Here is a 15,851-nt window from a genome sequence, read left to right as displayed (position 1 = left end):
TCTACCTGTAGCACGCCGATAAGGGTTACATCTCCGAGAACGGAGGTGTAACCCTTTTGTACTATTCATTCGTTATATTTATTCAATCTCGAACAATTTACTAATCGACAACTCTTCATGAACGCGGATAATTGCCTCACCCATAAGTGGAGCCACGGACAACACCTTGAGCTTAGAGGTTGGATTCGCGCTGCGAATTGGAATGGTATCCGTCACGATAATTTCTTTGATTGGAGAATTCTCCAGACGCTCGTGTGCAGGACCAGACAATACTGGGTGTGTACAGCATGCGTATACTTCCTTCACGCCGCCTTCCATCAAAGCATTAGCACCAAGTACGATCGTTCCAGCGGTATCGATGATATCATCGATCAGGATGGCTGTTTTGCCTTCGATATTACCGATGATGTTCATAACTTCGCTGACGTTAGGTTCTGGACGACGCTTGTCTATAATAGCCAGTGGAGCGTTCAGGAAATCAGCAAGCTTTCTTGCACGTACTACACCGCCATGGTCCGGCGATACGACAACTGGGTTCTCGATTTGCTTGGAACGGAAATACTGAGCCAGAATCGGTACACCAAGCAAGTGATCCACTGGAATATCGAAGAATCCTTGAATCTGCATGGCATGCAGATCCATCGTGATTACACGGTGAGCGCCAGCCTTTTCAATTAGATTGGCTACCAGCTTAGCGGTAATGGGGTCACGGGAACGGGCTTTACGATCTTGACGGGCATATCCGTAGTAAGGGATAACCACGTTGATGCTTTTTGCGGAGGCACGTTTAAGCGCATCTACCATAACCAAAAGCTCCATCAGGTTATCATTTACAGGGCCACAAGTGGATTGAACAATATAAACATGGCATCCCCGAACGCTTTCTGACAGCTTGACCTGAATTTCTCCATCGCTGAAACTTGTGGTGTGTGATTCACCCATCGGAATCCCGATGTAATCAGCAATTTGACTAGCTAGCTTAGGATTGGAGTTACAGGTGAAAATCTTTAACTTGGAATCACAATAAGTCATAAAATATAAACCCTCCGTGACGGAATTTAGCTTTCCAAAGGCGCCGGCGCGGAAATATAAGTCCGTCCGGCGCTTCTTAGCAACGCTTTACGATGGACTCGAGTGGTCTTTCTTCGCTTTAGCACGGGAACGGATCTTCTCTGCATATCCCGGTTTGTTCTCTTGTCTTACTCTAGCTACAGCCAGATCGTTCTCGGAAACGGAACGTGTAATTGTCGAACCTGCTACAACAAAAGCCCCTTTGCCCACAGTAACTGGAGCAATAAGGTTAACATTACTGCCAATAAAGGCATCGTCTGCGATTGTTGTCTTGAATTTATTATACCCGTCGTAGTTAACGGTAATCGCACCGCACCCGACGTTTACATTCTTACCTACAGATGCGTCGCCAACATAACTAAGATGTGACACTTTTGAACCGTCACCAATCGTAGCATTCTTGATCTCGACGAAATCTCCAACCTTAACTTCTTCTCCAAGCACAGAGCCTGGACGCAAATAGGCAAAAGGCCCAACGGTTGTCCGTGCGCCAACTTGAGCTTGATTCAATACGGACTGCTTAATCGTTGCATCATCCATAATCTGACAGTCTTCGATTTCACTAGCCGGTCCGATCACACAATTGTCCCCGATTACAGTCTTCCCTTTCAGGATAGTTCCTGGATAAAGCGTAGTATCTGATCCGATAACTACATCTGCTCCGATATAAGTCGAGGCTGGATCAATGATGGTCACACCGCCTAGCATGTGTTTACGATTAATACGTTGACGCATAAAGGCTTCCGCTTCGGACAAAGCTAAACGATCATTAACGCCGATAGACTCAGCTGCGTCATGGGTCTGATATCCTAGTACGGTATCCCCTTGTGAACGAAGAATCCCAATCACATCAGTCAAATAATACTCCTGCTGGTTATTACTGTTCGTTACCTTCTCGAGTGCAGCAAATAATTTAGCATTATCAAAACAATAAGTGCCTGTATTGATTTCTTGAACCGCATCTTCTTCAGTAGTGCAATCCTTCTGCTCTACAATCTTCAGAACGCCGCCATCTTCACCACGAATAATTCTTCCGTAGCCTGTAGGTTTTTCCATAACAGCTGTCAATACGGTTGCAGCCGCATTACGCTGTTCATGAAGCGCCATTAGTCCTTCCAGGGTCTCCGTGGTTACGAGTGGTGTGTCTCCACAAATAACTATAGTTGTTCCTTCTTCGCCAGCAAGTAAATCCTTTGCTTGTTTGACAGCATGGCCAGTGCCGAGCTGAGTTTCCTGCAGAACGTATTCCGCTCCTTCACCTACATAGGCCTTAACTTTCTCTGCGCCATGCCCAACAACAACAACGGTGCGCTGGCATCCGGTCGCTTTTACTGTATCAAGCACGTGCCCTACCATCGGCTTACCGCAAACGGGGTGCAGCACCTTATATAATTTAGATTTCATTCGCTTGCCTTGACCTGCGGCAAGTACTACAGCCATTCTTTTCAAGAATGCCAACCTCCTACTCTTGAACTCACTACTGAATATATCTCATTCCGGGCAAAAAGAAAAGAGAACCATGAAGTCATGGTTCTCTTTTCTATAAACCCCAAGTTAGAAAAGCATTTATCGCTGCCTTTCGAAGATGTCGTCAAATCCTTCACCAGCAATAGCTTTTCTTGCAAGATCAGGCTGCTAATTCATGAAGTGTATGTCGGTGTGATCTTATCAAAAACGGCGGATCCTACGCCACCCAAAAGGTAGCAGTCTTCCGAGGAAGCCTAAGCTCCCTCTTCAATAACTTCTTCTTCTTCCGTAGCGGCGCGATCGTACTCGGCCAGAACCGCGGATTGAATCTTCTCGCGTGTTCCCGAAGAGATCGGGTGCGCGATATCGCGGAATTCGCCGTCCGGTGTACGCTTGCTGGGCATTGCAACAAACATCCCATTATTGCCATCGATGACGCGAATGTCATGAACAACAAACTCGTTATCGATGGTAATGGATGCGATTGCTTTCATTCTCCCCTCAGAGTTAACGCGGCGGAGTCTGACATCCGTAATTTGCATGTGTGTGTTCACCACCTTTTTCCATCAGAGACTTGGTGTATAATTCCACACAGCAAAGCGAATTCCTTCTTTTTGATTCCATAAAATACCTAAAAAAGAAATATATTTTTTAGGATATGTTGTTTTCGACATACATCGAGTAGTTTTCTTAATATTCCTTACGTTTTCGACAATTTCCACGCTTTTTGAAAATGTAAGAGAATGGCTAATCAAGAGGAAAAGTAGTTGCCCGGATGCGCCGAAATTCTCCGCTCTTTCGAGTCTACTTCACTTAGTTTTACCAAGGACACGTAATCGTGCAACAGACGCTCTTCCGTCTCTACAGCGCCTGATTCCACTAAAACGCCTACCCCAGCAACCTCGGCATTAAATTCACCGAGCAGATCGACCATACCACGTACAGTCCCTCCCGCCTTCATGAAGTCATCTACGATAAGTACTCGCGATTTCTCCTTGAGTGCACGTCTGGAGAGAGACATTGTGTGTATGCTTTTATGAGATCCTGATACGTAGTTAATACTTACTGCTGATCCCTCTGTAACCTGATGGTCACGTCGCACAAGCACTACCGGCAAGCCTAGCTGCGCTGCTGTTGCATAGGCTAGTGGAATGCCTTTCGTTTCAACGGTCATCACCACATCGATTTCCGATCCGTAAAAGGCCGTTGCGATGATCTTACCCGCCTGTTCCATCAAAGACGGCAACCCAAGTAGATCCGACATATACAAATAACCGCCAGGCAATATCCGGTCAGTCTGCTCTAGCTGCACACATAAGCGCTGCACAAAGGTAAGCGCCATATCTTTAGGCATAACCGGGATATAACGTACTCCACCCGCTGCACCAGCTAAAGTCTGCAGCTCTCCGATGCCTTCACCTTCAAATACTTCTTTTATGATTGCCAAATCTTCACTGATGGAGGATTTAGCCGCTCCATAGCGATCGGCAAATATAGACAGCGGCAGTAGTTCATGCGGCCGCTCAAGTAAAAACTGAGTCATGTCTACCAAACGTTGGCTTCTTTTTAATTTCTTCACGGAATGCTCCTCGCCAAAACCGAATATTTTAGAAAAATATATCACTTTTGTACGGGTTTACACAAGAGAAGCAGACTAATTCAGTGATCTCACTGCGTAGACTTCCTTGCAGAACCCTCGCAGCCCGTTGTAAATCCTTGCTACTTTAGACTGCTTGGACACTAATCCGAATACGGTAGGTCCACTGCCTGACATCAGTACGCCATCTGCTCCAAGCTTTATCATCGCTTCCTTAAGCTGCTGAACTTCTGGATGCAGCTTTAGGGTAACATCTTCAAGCACGTTGCCCAGATGGTTGCACACGCCCCCAAAGTCTCCAGCTTCTATCGCTTGCTGCATCTTTCGAGCAGAAGGATGAACCGCTATATTATTGCTCCGAACGCGTCCATACACTTCTGCAGTCGATACATTGATCGGTGGTTTCGCCAACACAACCCAGCATTGTGGCGGGTTATTGATTGGTGTCAGCTTTTCGCCTCGTCCTGTAGCCAAGGCTGTGCCGCCTGTGACGCAGAAAGGTACATCAGAACCCAGCTCAGCGCCAAGCTCCTGTAGCTCCTGCGCAGGAATACCCAGACGCCACAGACGGTTTAGACCGCGTAGCGTAGCTGCGGCATCACTGCTGCCGCCAGCCAGGCCAGCCGCAACCGGAATTCTTTTATCCAGATGGATATGTACCCCACTCTTCACGTTATAACGGTCTTTAATAAGCCTTGCCGCCTGGAAAGCTAAATTTTTCTCGTCCAGGGGAATATAACCAGCCTGACTTGATATTATAATAGTATCCCTTGGCAGCTCAGACAGCTCTAAGCGGTCTGCTAAATCTACCATGGTCATAATCATTTCCACCTCATGAAAACCGTCAGCACGTTTGTGCAGCACATCCAGCATCAAATTAATTTTAGCTGGTGCCTTTTCATACATTTTCAAGGCGTTCACCCACCTTCAGCTTTTCCCGTAAAAACAACTTAACATATTATATGAGAAACTTCTAATGAAGTCCAATAATAAAAGGGTGTCGCCATTTAGACGCACCCTTTTTCAGTAATATTCAATTTATAGCCTAAAATTTAAGATTTCCGCGCAGCCTGTTCAGCAAGCTGTATCGCTTTTTTCACCATGTTGCCAGCGTCTTGAGTTGTAATTCCACCCCAGCCCTCACGTTCCACGGTTTCATAAAAACCCAGCTCCTTGGCTAACTCTGTCTTCAGTTCCTCCGACATCATGCCTCGTTTTCTGCGGCTCATTACGGAATTCCTCCCTTATGAAAATAAATGATTAACCCGTTGCCCAATTAGTATGCTTGCTTAGCACACGGATCATGCACCAAATATTTGTCCCAAAAAACGCAAACAAAAAACAGCCTCCAAGGGAGACTGTTCGTGAAACATTAAGCTTTAATATACATAATCCGCATCTGCCCATCGTCTTCACAAACTGTGATTTCCACAGATTCAGTAAGTATATCGGCATAGCTATAGGAGACTCGCTTAAAAGTTTGCTGCTCCTGATCCAGTTTGACAATAAATACAGAAGGGTACGTTTCTTCCAGGACACCTGTGCGTTCAACGGTTTTACGACGACCTCCGTTTGCACGCAATGTGATCTTATGACCGACGTGAGCTTCAAGACTGCGTTTGATTTCCAACAGCGCGTTATTAGCCATTACCTGACGACCACCTCTTTTCTTGTCCATTATACAACTTTTTCAGGACAATGTCAAAGCAAATAAATAATTAATTATAGTTGATGCATATTTCGTTGTCAACGGAATTTTTTTGCGAGAAATCAGCGCCGGACTAATATCCTTGTTATCTGTAATATAGGCATTACAAAGAAAAAAAGAAAGGGTTAAGCTCAGCGCTCACCCTTTCTTTCGGATATTCTATTCAGCCCATTCAAATTACCTATATTCCTGACACCATAGACCTATCTCTGCCGCTTAAATGGCTGATGGTGTCACTTTTAGCGCCGACAGATTCTGCAGTCGCGGCATTCCGATGCGGAAGCTGCCACGGGTCTCAACACCACCAATACCCTGATTTCCGCTGATGGTATTATTCAGAACATCGCTAAGATTTACAGTATCCCTGATGGAAGTAAAGGATGATTTTGCTGCTACATACACGGGATCCAGAGCATGGATCAAAATTCGACCAGGTGAACTGGCAAAATTAGCTCCAGCTCCAAGTAAGGCCTCGAAATGAGATTGACAAGCACCGGCAACAATAGTCAACGCATCAAAATTCCGCTCATACTCCCTAGCTACCCTAATAGCAGCTATAAAGTTTTGCGAATTTTTATAGCTATTCAGACTATACAGATCGTAAGTATGCTGTTGCTTCAGTACCCCATCATGACCAGTGATCACTACAATATCTGGGCGTACACGGGGCAACAGCCGGTATAACGTATCAGCCATTGCAGATTCATGAACATGATGCCCTTCAGCGGGAATCCGCAGCTGCTCGTATAAGCTAAGGCTCTTATTCAAATATGCCGGATCGCCATCCAGATGCAGTACTTTACCTGGCACTTCAAAATAAGGAGCTTCCTTGGACGGTGGAGCCCATGTCCCCTCTGTTAGGGTTCCCCCGCTCCGCTGACTTTGCTCCTGACGGTCCTTCCGCAGCTGTGTCAGTGATTCCTTCGCTTTGATCTGTGCTTGCTGTCCCCGTTCCGTTATTCGGGTAGGAGGCACTTGAACCAGGTCATCCAGAGGAGAATCCGCCAACAGGCGGAAATCTGTGCCTTTAATGACGGCTCTATCCTGCACAATATTATCTACACGAAATGTTAAATCACCGCCATAAGATTTGCGAACGACCAAGTCTCCTAAATTCATTACAACCACCACCTCTACCCCATCGTATGGGCAAAGGCCTCAGTTGGTTCATAACTCAACATATTTTTAAAATATAAGAATGTATAATGCTCCACCAGAATAACATCCTTATATTTCTACGAGAAACGGTTGTCGTCCTTAAGACAACAACCGTTTCCTATTGCTTATTCAATTCCAGCGGCTAGCAAAACACCGCTTAAGCGGGCGTATTCTTCAAGACTGAGTGTTTCTCCGCGACGGGTCGGTTCAATACCCGCTTCTGCGAGTAAAGCCTCCAGCTGCTCACGTCCTTGTTCAGGGAAGTAGCGAGCCTTCAGATTGTTAGCAATCGTCTTGCGGCGCTGTGTGAAAGAAGCGTGAACCACTTCAAAGAAATGCTTCTCACTCTCCACCTTTACCGGAGGATGCTCTCTAACCTTCAGACGAATAACAGCAGACTCCACATTAGGTTGAGGGATGAATACCGTACGTGGCACGATACAGACGAGCTCAGGCTCGCTGTAGTACTGCACGGCAATGCTAAGACTTCCGTATTCCTTTCCACCTGGAGATGCAGCCATACGCTCCGCAACCTCCTTCTGAATCATTACAACGATGTTATCAAGGGGAAGCCTCTCTTCGAGCAGCTTCATCAGAATCGGAGTAGTCACATAATAAGGCAGGTTAGCAACCACACTGACCTTGTTCACAGTGGTGAAATCTTCCTTGAACATTTCCTGCAAGTTCACATTGAGGACATCATCGTTACGAACCTTAACATGGGGATAGGGGGAAAGTACGTCTTTTAATATTGGAATCAGTCTACGGTCAATCTCTACGGCAGTTACAGCACCCGCTGTTAGTGCCAGACGCTCCGTCAGCGCTCCAATTCCCGGCCCGATCTCCAGCGCCCCAGAATCGCTATCTAGTCCAGCAGCGTCTACAATCTTGTCCAAAATATTTTGATCAATCAAAAAATTTTGTCCCAGGCTTTTCTTGAACTTGAATCCATAACGTTGAATAATCTCTTTGGTCCGTTTTGGAGTCGAAATTTCCTCTCTACCACTCATGAAGTAATGCCTCCCTGATCAATTTGGGCGAGAGCCCCGGCAAATTCCTCCCGCGTAATCCCAAACATCGCCAGCCGCTTGTACAGCTGTTTGCCGTTACAATATCCGATTCCAAGCAAATTACCAAGCGCCATACGTCTTTCAGCAGCCCGAGGGTGTACAAGCATTCCAGCGGCCATAAGATCATCAATACCAATCAAAGCAGGTGCTCCTTCAAAAGAGGTATGTACATTACGCAGCGCATGACGAATCGCCTCTGGCGATGCATTCTCTACACCGATATCCCCTTTTCGAGTTGCGTCCTTCTCTGGAATAAAAGCATGCTTGCAGCCCGGCACCTTCGCTGAAACGATTTTACGAATTCGCTCCCCAGCATGGTCCGGGTCCGTAAGAATAATAACCCCTCTACGTTCCATAGCAAGCGCGATCTTAGCAATTACAGTCCGGTTTACAGCAGAGCCGCCTGTCTCAATGGTATCCGCTTCTACAGCACGCTTAATGGCTACGGTATCGCTTTTGCCTTCAACGACGATTAATTCCTTAATCATATTTCTTGACTCCTTCCAAAAAAAGCAAAAAGAAGAGGATTCGCTCCTCTTCTTTTGGTTAAAGAATGTATAAGTGATGAGCGGTTGCTCTGCGATCAACGAAATGATCATCCAGCGTTCCTTAACGGTTATCATCACTATAGCTTATCAAAGGATTTTTTGCAAAAGCTTCAGTTCTAGTTAAGCTCAGGTTTCACAGGTCCAATCACATAAACGGTACGTGATTTACGGCCGAAATTACGAGCATGGCTCAGGGAATCATAATAGACATCCACTTTATTGCCTTTAATGGCACCGCCAGTATCCTCTGCACGGCGGAATCCAAGCCCATCGATATAAACCCACCAGCCAATAGGAATTACATTCGGATCTACTGCAATTGTACGACCTTCCGTTACGCGTGTTCCGGAGGCAGTTTTAGTACCTATCCCTGGCTCTTCTGACGAATAAGCTGTCATGGAGACGTTCTTAATCATCTTCTTGTACTCAAAGTCTACGCCAGCCTTGCTTGTGACGTTCTTAGTCTTAGCGCTAACTTTAGTCGTTTTGGAGGTAGTGCTTGATTTGGAAGTTGTTGTAGCTTTAGCAACTACAGTAGGCTTAGGAAGTGCTTTAGTACCAACGGCAATGATCTTATCTTTTGTTACCGTTTGTACTTCCTTGCCGATCATGCGCATAGAGGCCAGTTCTCCGTCTTGATAGATCTTTTCAATATGCTGAACCATGACGCCTGGTTTGCCTGCCTGTGCCACTCTAACTGTTCCCACAGTAAGGGAGGGATCTGCTGTCTTAATAACACGGAAAGGTAAGTTAGTTGTTCGCTGTACCGTTTGCTTGTTGATACGAACGATCTTAATCTCCATGTCAGCAGAGATGGTGGTGTCTAACGAAGGAAAAATCTTATCATAGCCTTCTAGGTTGATACCCAGTTTGTCAATCGCTTGACCGATAGTGTCTTCGGTCGTATATAACGTTTTTGTTGCTCCGTCCGCAGTAAGGCTAAATTTCTGCGCACGATTGATAACGACACGGTCACCGTCTTTTATTTCATCACTCAGACCTAAAGATAATTCATCATGCGGCTGCAGCGAAATTTGCTCTTTCTCCAACACATCACCAAGAAGTGCTTCTCGCGTTTCAAGTGTCTGTGTTTGCCCGTCTATTACTAAAACTAATTGTTTATTACTTTGACCGTGTACGTACAGCAGAATTAACAGCGCGATTGCGATTGAAATCACACCTGCAAGTAAAAGTACGCGAGTATTTACTTGCTCCCACCGTAATGCGAAAGACCTGCTGGATGACTGCGAATCATGGGATACCTCTGGTTGGAATAAGCCCATTCTCTCCATCCTCCTTACATAGCCTCGTCGTCAATTTGTATATCATGAGGACTGAATTTCTTTGACGAAACTATTTGAGATTGTCACAGGATACGCACGTATTAACTTAGCGTCTCCTGCTCATGGATCGCCTGCTCGGCACAGCTACTCCCACACCTGTTATATAACAGTATGCGGGCAACATTCAGTTTATTCAAAAATAAAGAAGCCTAAAAAGAGTTCTCTTGAGGACTCTTTCGTGGCTTCTCCGATGTCAGAATACGCGGGAATGTTTGTGCACGAGGTTGCCTCTCTTACTTGCGCTTACGGGGTTAGCTGTCGGGTTCGGACGAAAGAGAGACGCCCTATTTCAGGTCACCCGCTCACGGCGGTTGCCCTTAAATTCACCCCAAAGACCACGTGAAGAAATCAAATATTGTTCTGCGGCAATTCCTAGTCGTATTCAAGATACAGGCATGCGGCAGTTCAATATTGGTTCCCCCGTTCTCCATACGGAGACTCAGCGAGACGATCCATGAATCAATGGCTGTCACAATAACAACAGCTCACATCACTGAAAAGATGATATCCTGTTTTGATGCATGTTGTAAAGGACGATTCAACCACGTTTACGCAAATATATGGTTAAAATATTGTAATAATCAGCCGTTTTTATATTAAAAAAGTTTAATATATCGGCCATTCTCTATTTTTCACCCGTTTTACTCCTGTTTTCAGACAATCCCAAATCGTTCCAGTGCGTTCGCATACGTAATTTTAGCCAATTCTTCCCATGTTAACCCTTTAATTTCAGCCGCAGCCTCTGCTACTAACTTCACATGAGCACTCTCATTTCGCTTGCCTCGGAAGGGGTGTGGAGTCAAATATGGAGCGTCTGTTTCGATCAATAATCTGTCCAATGGCGTCTGTGCAAGCACCTCTTTAGGCACTCTGGCATTTTTGAACGTGATCGGTCCTCCAAATGACAAATGAAATCCTAGATCTAGACACATTTTTGCGGTTTCCCAGCTGCCTGAGAAAGAATGCATTACGCCACCAATTTCATTTGCTTTTTCCTCCCGTAAAATCCGTACGACATCTTCATGGGCATCACGGTCATGTATACAGATTGGCATTTTTAGTTCACGGGCTAGTCCAATTTGTTTGCGGAAGACCTCCTGCTGCACATCCTTGGGAGAGGTATCCCAATAATAATCCAACCCAATCTCTCCGATGGCCACCACTTTCTCATGGCTGCAAAGAGAGGCGATCCAATCGAGGTCCCCCTCTTTCATATCAATCGCATCCTGTGGATGCCAGCCCACCGCTGCATAAATATAATCATAAGATTCAGCCAGCTTCATCGTTGAAGGGATCGTTTCCCGATTAAATCCAATATTGATCATCTTGCTAACTCCGGCCTCTACTGCACGAGCTATAACTTCCTCGCGATCCTCGTCGAATTGAGGCGCATCTAAATGTGTATGTGTGTCGAACAGATACATTTTAAAGCTCACTCCTTGTTGTTTTTATCAATAGTTCCATAAATATTTGTATTATTTTGCAAAAATCTCTGCTACAGAAGAGGGCAACCGTGTAAGGGCTTTTTTCAGCTTATCCTGTGGGAAATATAGGTGATATCTGCCACGATGAATCCCGCTTATTGAGCGTACAATATCCGATACCTCTGAAATTTCCCGCAATTGCTCATTGCGATCAAGCAGTAAAATTTGATTATTGTCGAAGGCTGCTCCTGGACGGAACACATCATAAGGCAAATCTGTCGGATAATCAATCTCTAAGTCATATTCTGGGTTAAGTCCCGCTCCCGCAAAACTGCTGCGGATTTCCGTAATCATATCTGTATCCAAATTCTCGATCTCTACATATTTATACAGTTTACGATGAATAAAACGGGTACACAAGTCGCTTAATAACTCATCTTCTTCAAGGGTCCATTGCATAAAGGCAGTCTGTACCAGTGCCTCATCAAGCATTAAATATTGCTTCACTGTTACTTCTCCTCGAAAGAGATCTTCCAGCGGAGCGATCATAAAGCGAAATTTGTACTCCTCTTGGAACAATTCTTTAGCTCTACGGAAGATTTGACGCAAAATAATTTCAGAGCTGCGCGTCACCGGATGAAAATATACCTGCCAGTACATTTGATAACGCGACATTAAATAATCTTCAATGGCATGCATACCTGATTCTTTTACTACAATCCGCCCATTATAAGGACGAAGCATTCTCAAAATCCGATCAATATCGATGGTTCCATAGTTTACACCTGTATAGTACGCATCACGCAGCAAATAATCCATACGATCAGCATCTAGCGGACTGGAAACCAAATTGACAACAATTTCATGCTCATATGTCTTAGAGATAACTGAGGCTACTTTACGAGGAAAATCTTCCTCCACATCACGCAATATTTCGGTGATCTCCGTGTCCTCCAAAATAATTCGGCAGGTCCAATCCTCATGGTTCATTTCAAAAGCTTCTTCTATAGAATGTGAAAATGGACCATGCCCTAAATCATGCAGCAAAGCCGCACACAAAGTAAGCAAACTTTCTTCAGGAATCCAATCCTTATACCCGCTGCGCTCAAATTGCGAAATGATTCGGCGTGTAATTTCATATACTCCTAAAGAATGAGAAAAACGACTATGCTCTGCACCATGAAAAGTGAGATATGAGGTACCTAACTGGCGAATCCGGCGTAAACGCTGAAATTCTTTTGTATTAATTAGTCGCCAAATAATCGTATCCTGTACGTGAATATAATTATGAACGGGATCCTTGAAAACTTTTTCTTCCGTGAGCGGCTGCTTCATGAGATCAACTCCTTCTAATAATTTAATATGATTTTAACTAATATCAGTATATAATAAGTAATTATGTCGTACTTTGTCGAAAAGTATCATTTTTGGTCTTGGTAAATCGACAAAATGCTTTCAGGGTAATTCTTAATTTTTATAGGGACATTCAAAGTTCTTATGGAAATTTTCTTATTCGGCCTATGAAAAAAGGTTGACTGATTTGGGAATCGTTGGTATTATAAGTATCATAAAACAGTGAACAATGTCGAATAATGACGTTTTTGGAACATTGAGAGGAGTAACGATTGTTATGATGAAATCAACAGGAATTGTAAGAAAAGTGGACGAACTTGGACGGGTTGTTATTCCTATTGAATTACGCCGTACACTTGGCATTGGCGAAAAGGACGCACTGGAAATTTACGTTGATGGCGAACGGATTATGCTTAAAAAGTATGAGCCTGCCTGCATTTTCTGTGGCAACGCTGAGAACGTAACTTACTTTAAAGGAAAAATAGTTTGTCATGAATGCATATCTTCCATCCCTACCCCTGTGACAAACTAAATTAAATAGTATATAATAGAACTAATCAAATTGTTAATTCTAACCTTTTCATATCTCCTTGACCTCCCGTGACCGCGGGAGGTATTTTTTATGTCTGGGTTTGCCCTCCTGGTTATCCCCTCCCTAAGGGCAATGTGCTTCAAGACGGAACTAGTAATACTTAGTTGTATTTCTTACAGTTATTTTAAATGCTTTTTACCATTAAACGAATTAATTGTATTTTGTACACTTATATTTCCTATATCTCCGTGAAATCAATCCTTTCCACCTTTATAACTGTATGAAGTACAACTAAACGAACAAATACATAAAAAAATTCAAAATAACTGTACAAATTACATTTAACCCACAGATAAATCACTCAAGCTCGAAACGGCTCCGAAAATCCTTAGTTATTCTAAGAATTCGTCTACAACACTTACTCTTCTGCTCTATCAAGCAACGCATTATAAATATCCCGTTTGGCTACACCCCGGTCTGATGCCGCTTTTTTCATAGCCTCTTTCCGTGGTACATCCTGTGCTTCGTAATGAGCTACATGATCTTCAATGCTTAACTGACGCCACCACGCCGATTCTGCGATTTCTGCATCTTCCTTGCTCTCCCCTTCTACGACAATAACATATTCGCCTAGCGGAGGATGTTCAGCCAGCCATAGTGTACATTCCTCAATCGAACCGCGTAGAAACTCCTCATATCTTTTCGTTAATTCACGTGCCAACACAATCTGGCGATTACCGAATGCTTCTTGAAGATGAGCAAGTGTCTTAACTACGCGATGGGGAGATTCGTAGAACAACAAAGTGCCTTGAGCCGAACGAAGTGGACTTAATACTGTTCGGATGTCCTTACGCTCTCGGGGAAGAAAGCCGATAAAGGTGAACGTATTCGTAGATAGACCAGAAGCGATCAAAGCTGACAACGCTGCGTTAGCTCCAGGGATAGGAATCACCGGAATTCCATGACTTATAGCAAGGGCTACAAGATCCGCTCCAGGGTCAGAAATCGCTGGTAAACCGGCATCGCTGACGAGTGCCAAATTTTTTCCTTCTATTATATAGCGTACAAGCTCAGGTCCACTGGCGGCCTTATTATGCTCATGATAACTAAACAACATCGAAGGTGAAATCTCAAAGTGGCTGAGTAATTTTCGGGTCTGTCTCGTATCCTCCGCGGCAATAATATCACATTCCTGTAATGTGCGGACTGCGCGATAGGTCATATCCTCCAGATTACCGATAGGTGTAGCCACCAGAAAAAGCGACCCTATTGTCTCCTGAGTACTGGTATTAGTCTTGTTTTGAAAACTGCTTTGGCATGATATCGTCATGATTTACCCTCTTTAGCACCATAGTAGATGTCCATAATCTCTGGACAGTATTGATTGTCCTCATTATATACGATGAGCGGTGGTTGTAAACGAACCTCAGGCTTTCCATCACGTGCGGCTTCGATTAATACCATATTTGCCTCCAGATGGGCACGTGGATGTACAAACCGAATAATCTTTGGCTCGAGTCTATATTGTCTCATAAGACTGATAATATCAACCAACCGTTGTGGTTTATGAACCATACTTACCTTTCCGCCCGTCCGAACCAATCGCACACAAGCCTGAATGACCTCCTCCAGTGTACAGCCTATCTCATGGCGAGCCATAGCCTGATGGTTGTTCAGCTTCAGATCACTGCCATTAAGCGGCATATAAGGAGGGTTCACCGTTATTGCATCATACACCCCATGTCCTGCGGTAGTATATAACTCGCGCAAATCACCTTCATGAATTACAACCTGATCCTGAAGGCCATTTAGAGCCACGCTACGACGAGCCATATCAGCTAAACGAGGTTGTATTTCAATACCTTCTATAGAAGCTTTTGTCCGGGTAGTCATTAAAATCGGTATTACACCATTTCCCGTACAAAGATCTAGAACTCTTCCACGTGGCGGAACACTGGCGAAACGAGCAAGCAATACAGCATCCATAGAAAAACTAAATACTTCATCACTTTGAATAATGCGCAGATCATGTGTTAGTAAATCATCCACCCGCTCCGTCGGTAACAAGGGGACAGATATATCATTAAAAGAATTCGTCATGTAATAATCTCCTAAAGGTTTTGTTGAGAAAAACTTGCTTCAAAGCCATATGCCTATGGGCTAAAATTCAAAAAAAACCGTAGGATTAATCTCCTACGGCTGGATATCCTCATTTATTAAGAAAAGAAAGACAGAACAGACAGTCACCTTCCGTGCGTAAATGTCCAAAATAAACATTACAGATGTGAAAGCCTTCGTGGTAAAGTCGAGCCAAGTTGTCATAACCTTCCCCGACAACCTCTTCTGTTCCCTCTCCGGTAGCTAAAAGAGCTTCCGCCTCCGCAGAATCTACGGTAGGATCCAAAGGTGCATCCCGCTTTAAAATTTTGCGAAGCTGTTCATTCTCCAGAGTTAACCTCTGGTTAGCTTCCATCAGTTCTTTTACCGTCTGTTTCCATTCTCCAAGATTGGCGCGCATCGTTTCCATCTGCGCTTCCATATCCTGCATGTGTGCAAATATATTTTTCTTCTCCAAGTTTC

17 protein-coding genes and 1 riboswitch are annotated in these 15,851 nt (G+C 44.4%); of the genes, 1 reads left to right on the top strand and 16 read right to left on the bottom strand.

Translation table 11 applies throughout. The features are described 5' to 3' along the window. Nucleotides 1-78 precede the first annotated feature (78 nt). The 13 genes from MHI51_RS00240 to MHI51_RS00180 all read right to left on the bottom strand — a co-directional run bounded on the left by MHI51_RS00240 (nucleotide 79) and on the right by MHI51_RS00180 (nucleotide 12,721). On the bottom strand, nucleotides 79-1,032 hold the full coding sequence (locus MHI51_RS00240; protein ID WP_036678796.1) for a ribose-phosphate diphosphokinase: 954 nt from the start codon (nucleotides 1,030-1,032) through the stop codon (nucleotides 79-81). Nucleotides 1,033-1,119: 87 nt separating this feature from the next. Then, the gene (glmU, locus tag MHI51_RS00235) at nucleotides 1,120-2,520 is read right to left on the bottom strand and encodes a bifunctional UDP-N-acetylglucosamine diphosphorylase/glucosamine-1-phosphate N-acetyltransferase GlmU (protein WP_076138495.1); all 1,401 of its coding nucleotides are present in this window, start codon (nucleotides 2,518-2,520) and stop codon (nucleotides 1,120-1,122) included. A gap of 272 nt (nucleotides 2,521-2,792) precedes the next feature. Beyond that, a complete protein-coding gene (gene spoVG, locus MHI51_RS00230) occupies nucleotides 2,793-3,080 on the bottom strand; it encodes a septation regulator SpoVG (RefSeq protein WP_020425826.1) in 288 nt (95 codons plus the stop codon). A 209-nt stretch (nucleotides 3,081-3,289) separates the two neighbouring features. Next, the gene (gene purR / locus MHI51_RS00225) at nucleotides 3,290-4,117 is read right to left on the bottom strand and encodes a pur operon repressor (RefSeq protein WP_036678807.1); all 828 of its coding nucleotides are present in this window, start codon (nucleotides 4,115-4,117) and stop codon (nucleotides 3,290-3,292) included. A 75-nt stretch (nucleotides 4,118-4,192) separates the two neighbouring features. Further along, nucleotides 4,193-5,047: a 4-(cytidine 5'-diphospho)-2-C-methyl-D-erythritol kinase gene (gene ispE / locus MHI51_RS00220; protein WP_076138497.1), complete on the bottom strand. Its 855-nt coding sequence runs from the start codon at nucleotides 5,045-5,047 to the stop codon at nucleotides 4,193-4,195. 140 nt (nucleotides 5,048-5,187) lie between these two features. Next, complete coding sequence (locus MHI51_RS00215; RefSeq protein WP_036678812.1) at nucleotides 5,188-5,364, bottom strand: small, acid-soluble spore protein, alpha/beta type; 177 nt, start codon at nucleotides 5,362-5,364, stop codon at nucleotides 5,188-5,190. Between the two features lie 143 nt (nucleotides 5,365-5,507). Next, nucleotides 5,508-5,783: a biofilm formation stimulator Veg gene (gene veg, locus MHI51_RS00210; protein ID WP_019914493.1), complete on the bottom strand. Its 276-nt coding sequence runs from the start codon at nucleotides 5,781-5,783 to the stop codon at nucleotides 5,508-5,510. A 276-nt stretch (nucleotides 5,784-6,059) separates the two neighbouring features. Then, on the bottom strand, nucleotides 6,060-6,962 hold the full coding sequence (gene yabG / locus MHI51_RS00205) for a sporulation peptidase YabG (protein WP_036678813.1): 903 nt from the start codon (nucleotides 6,960-6,962) through the stop codon (nucleotides 6,060-6,062). A gap of 164 nt (nucleotides 6,963-7,126) precedes the next feature. Then, entirely contained in the window at nucleotides 7,127-8,011 is an 885-nt protein-coding gene (gene rsmA / locus MHI51_RS00200; RefSeq protein ID WP_076218450.1) for a 16S rRNA (adenine(1518)-N(6)/adenine(1519)-N(6))-dimethyltransferase RsmA, read from the bottom strand. Further along, nucleotides 8,008-8,559, bottom strand: coding sequence for a ribonuclease M5 (rnmV, locus tag MHI51_RS00195; RefSeq protein ID WP_036678817.1), 552 nt, complete (start codon nucleotides 8,557-8,559; stop codon nucleotides 8,008-8,010). Before rnmV ends, rsmA begins: the two co-directional genes overlap by 4 nt. Nucleotides 8,560-8,735: 176 nt before the next feature. Next, entirely contained in the window at nucleotides 8,736-9,902 is a 1,167-nt protein-coding gene (locus MHI51_RS00190; protein ID WP_076105834.1) for a 3D domain-containing protein, read from the bottom strand. A gap of 285 nt (nucleotides 9,903-10,187) precedes the next feature. Beyond that, nucleotides 10,188-10,417, bottom strand: a riboswitch (cyclic di-AMP (ydaO/yuaA leader). Nucleotides 10,418-10,615: 198 nt separating this feature from the next. Next, a complete protein-coding gene (locus tag MHI51_RS00185) occupies nucleotides 10,616-11,386 on the bottom strand; it encodes a TatD family hydrolase (protein WP_036678823.1) in 771 nt (256 codons plus the stop codon). Between the two features lie 51 nt (nucleotides 11,387-11,437). After that, nucleotides 11,438-12,721 (bottom strand): HD domain-containing protein, encoded by a 1,284-nt coding sequence (locus MHI51_RS00180; RefSeq protein ID WP_076218451.1) that lies wholly within the window; start codon nucleotides 12,719-12,721, stop codon nucleotides 11,438-11,440. Nucleotides 12,722-13,016: 295 nt separating this feature from the next. On the opposite strand from MHI51_RS00180, the gene MHI51_RS00175 reads away from it, so the two are divergent. Beyond that, entirely contained in the window at nucleotides 13,017-13,271 is a 255-nt protein-coding gene (locus MHI51_RS00175) for an AbrB/MazE/SpoVT family DNA-binding domain-containing protein (protein WP_036678829.1), read from the top strand. A 418-nt stretch (nucleotides 13,272-13,689) separates the two neighbouring features. Here MHI51_RS00175 and rsmI read toward each other — a convergent pair whose 3' ends face one another. The 3 genes from rsmI to yabA form a co-directional block, all read right to left on the bottom strand. Further along, the gene (gene rsmI, locus MHI51_RS00170; RefSeq protein ID WP_076218452.1) at nucleotides 13,690-14,601 is read right to left on the bottom strand and encodes a 16S rRNA (cytidine(1402)-2'-O)-methyltransferase; all 912 of its coding nucleotides are present in this window, start codon (nucleotides 14,599-14,601) and stop codon (nucleotides 13,690-13,692) included. Continuing rightward, the gene (locus MHI51_RS00165; protein ID WP_036678833.1) at nucleotides 14,598-15,371 is read right to left on the bottom strand and encodes a tRNA1(Val) (adenine(37)-N6)-methyltransferase; all 774 of its coding nucleotides are present in this window, start codon (nucleotides 15,369-15,371) and stop codon (nucleotides 14,598-14,600) included. The genes rsmI and MHI51_RS00165 overlap by 4 nt, the downstream gene beginning before the upstream one ends. Nucleotides 15,372-15,480: 109 nt before the next feature. Further along, nucleotides 15,481-15,846: a DNA replication initiation control protein YabA gene (gene yabA / locus MHI51_RS00160; RefSeq protein ID WP_036678835.1), complete on the bottom strand. Its 366-nt coding sequence runs from the start codon at nucleotides 15,844-15,846 to the stop codon at nucleotides 15,481-15,483. Nucleotides 15,847-15,851: the final 5 nt, after the last annotated feature.

This window comes from Paenibacillus sp. FSL H8-0260 (genome assembly GCF_045040625.1).
In the GTDB taxonomy this organism is placed as follows: Bacteria; Bacillota; Bacilli; order Paenibacillales; family Paenibacillaceae; genus Paenibacillus_AQ; species Paenibacillus_AQ odorifer.
This window is presented reverse-complemented; position numbering and strand designations above follow the sequence as displayed.

Bases quoted from the DNA above. Each gene is read 5' to 3' on its own strand.
- MHI51_RS00190 (WP_076105834.1), bottom strand. From the start codon at position 9,902: ATGGGCTTATTCCAACCAGAGGTATCCCATGATTCGCAGTCATCCAGC.
- MHI51_RS00175 (WP_036678829.1), top strand. From the start codon at position 13,017: ATGATGAAATCAACAGGAATTGTAAGAAAAGTGGACGAACTTGGACGG.
- MHI51_RS00185 (WP_036678823.1), bottom strand. From the start codon at position 11,386: ATGTATCTGTTCGACACACATACACATTTAGATGCGCCTCAATTCGAC.
- yabG (WP_036678813.1), bottom strand. From the start codon at position 6,962: ATGAATTTAGGAGACTTGGTCGTTCGCAAATCTTATGGCGGTGATTTA.
- veg (WP_019914493.1), bottom strand. From the start codon at position 5,783: ATGGCTAATAACGCGCTGTTGGAAATCAAACGCAGTCTTGAAGCTCAC.
- spoVG (WP_020425826.1), bottom strand. From the start codon at position 3,080: ATGCAAATTACGGATGTCAGACTCCGCCGCGTTAACTCTGAGGGGAGA.
- MHI51_RS00215 (WP_036678812.1), bottom strand. From the start codon at position 5,364: ATGAGCCGCAGAAAACGAGGCATGATGTCGGAGGAACTGAAGACAGAG.
- MHI51_RS00165 (WP_036678833.1), bottom strand. From the start codon at position 15,371: ATGACGAATTCTTTTAATGATATATCTGTCCCCTTGTTACCGACGGAG.
- rnmV (WP_036678817.1), bottom strand. From the start codon at position 8,559: ATGATTAAGGAATTAATCGTCGTTGAAGGCAAAAGCGATACCGTAGCC.
- rsmA (WP_076218450.1), bottom strand. From the start codon at position 8,011: ATGAGTGGTAGAGAGGAAATTTCGACTCCAAAACGGACCAAAGAGATT.
- rsmI (WP_076218452.1), bottom strand. From the start codon at position 14,601: ATGACGATATCATGCCAAAGCAGTTTTCAAAACAAGACTAATACCAGT.
- MHI51_RS00240 (WP_036678796.1), bottom strand. From the start codon at position 1,032: ATGACTTATTGTGATTCCAAGTTAAAGATTTTCACCTGTAACTCCAAT.
- MHI51_RS00180 (WP_076218451.1), bottom strand. From the start codon at position 12,721: ATGAAGCAGCCGCTCACGGAAGAAAAAGTTTTCAAGGATCCCGTTCAT.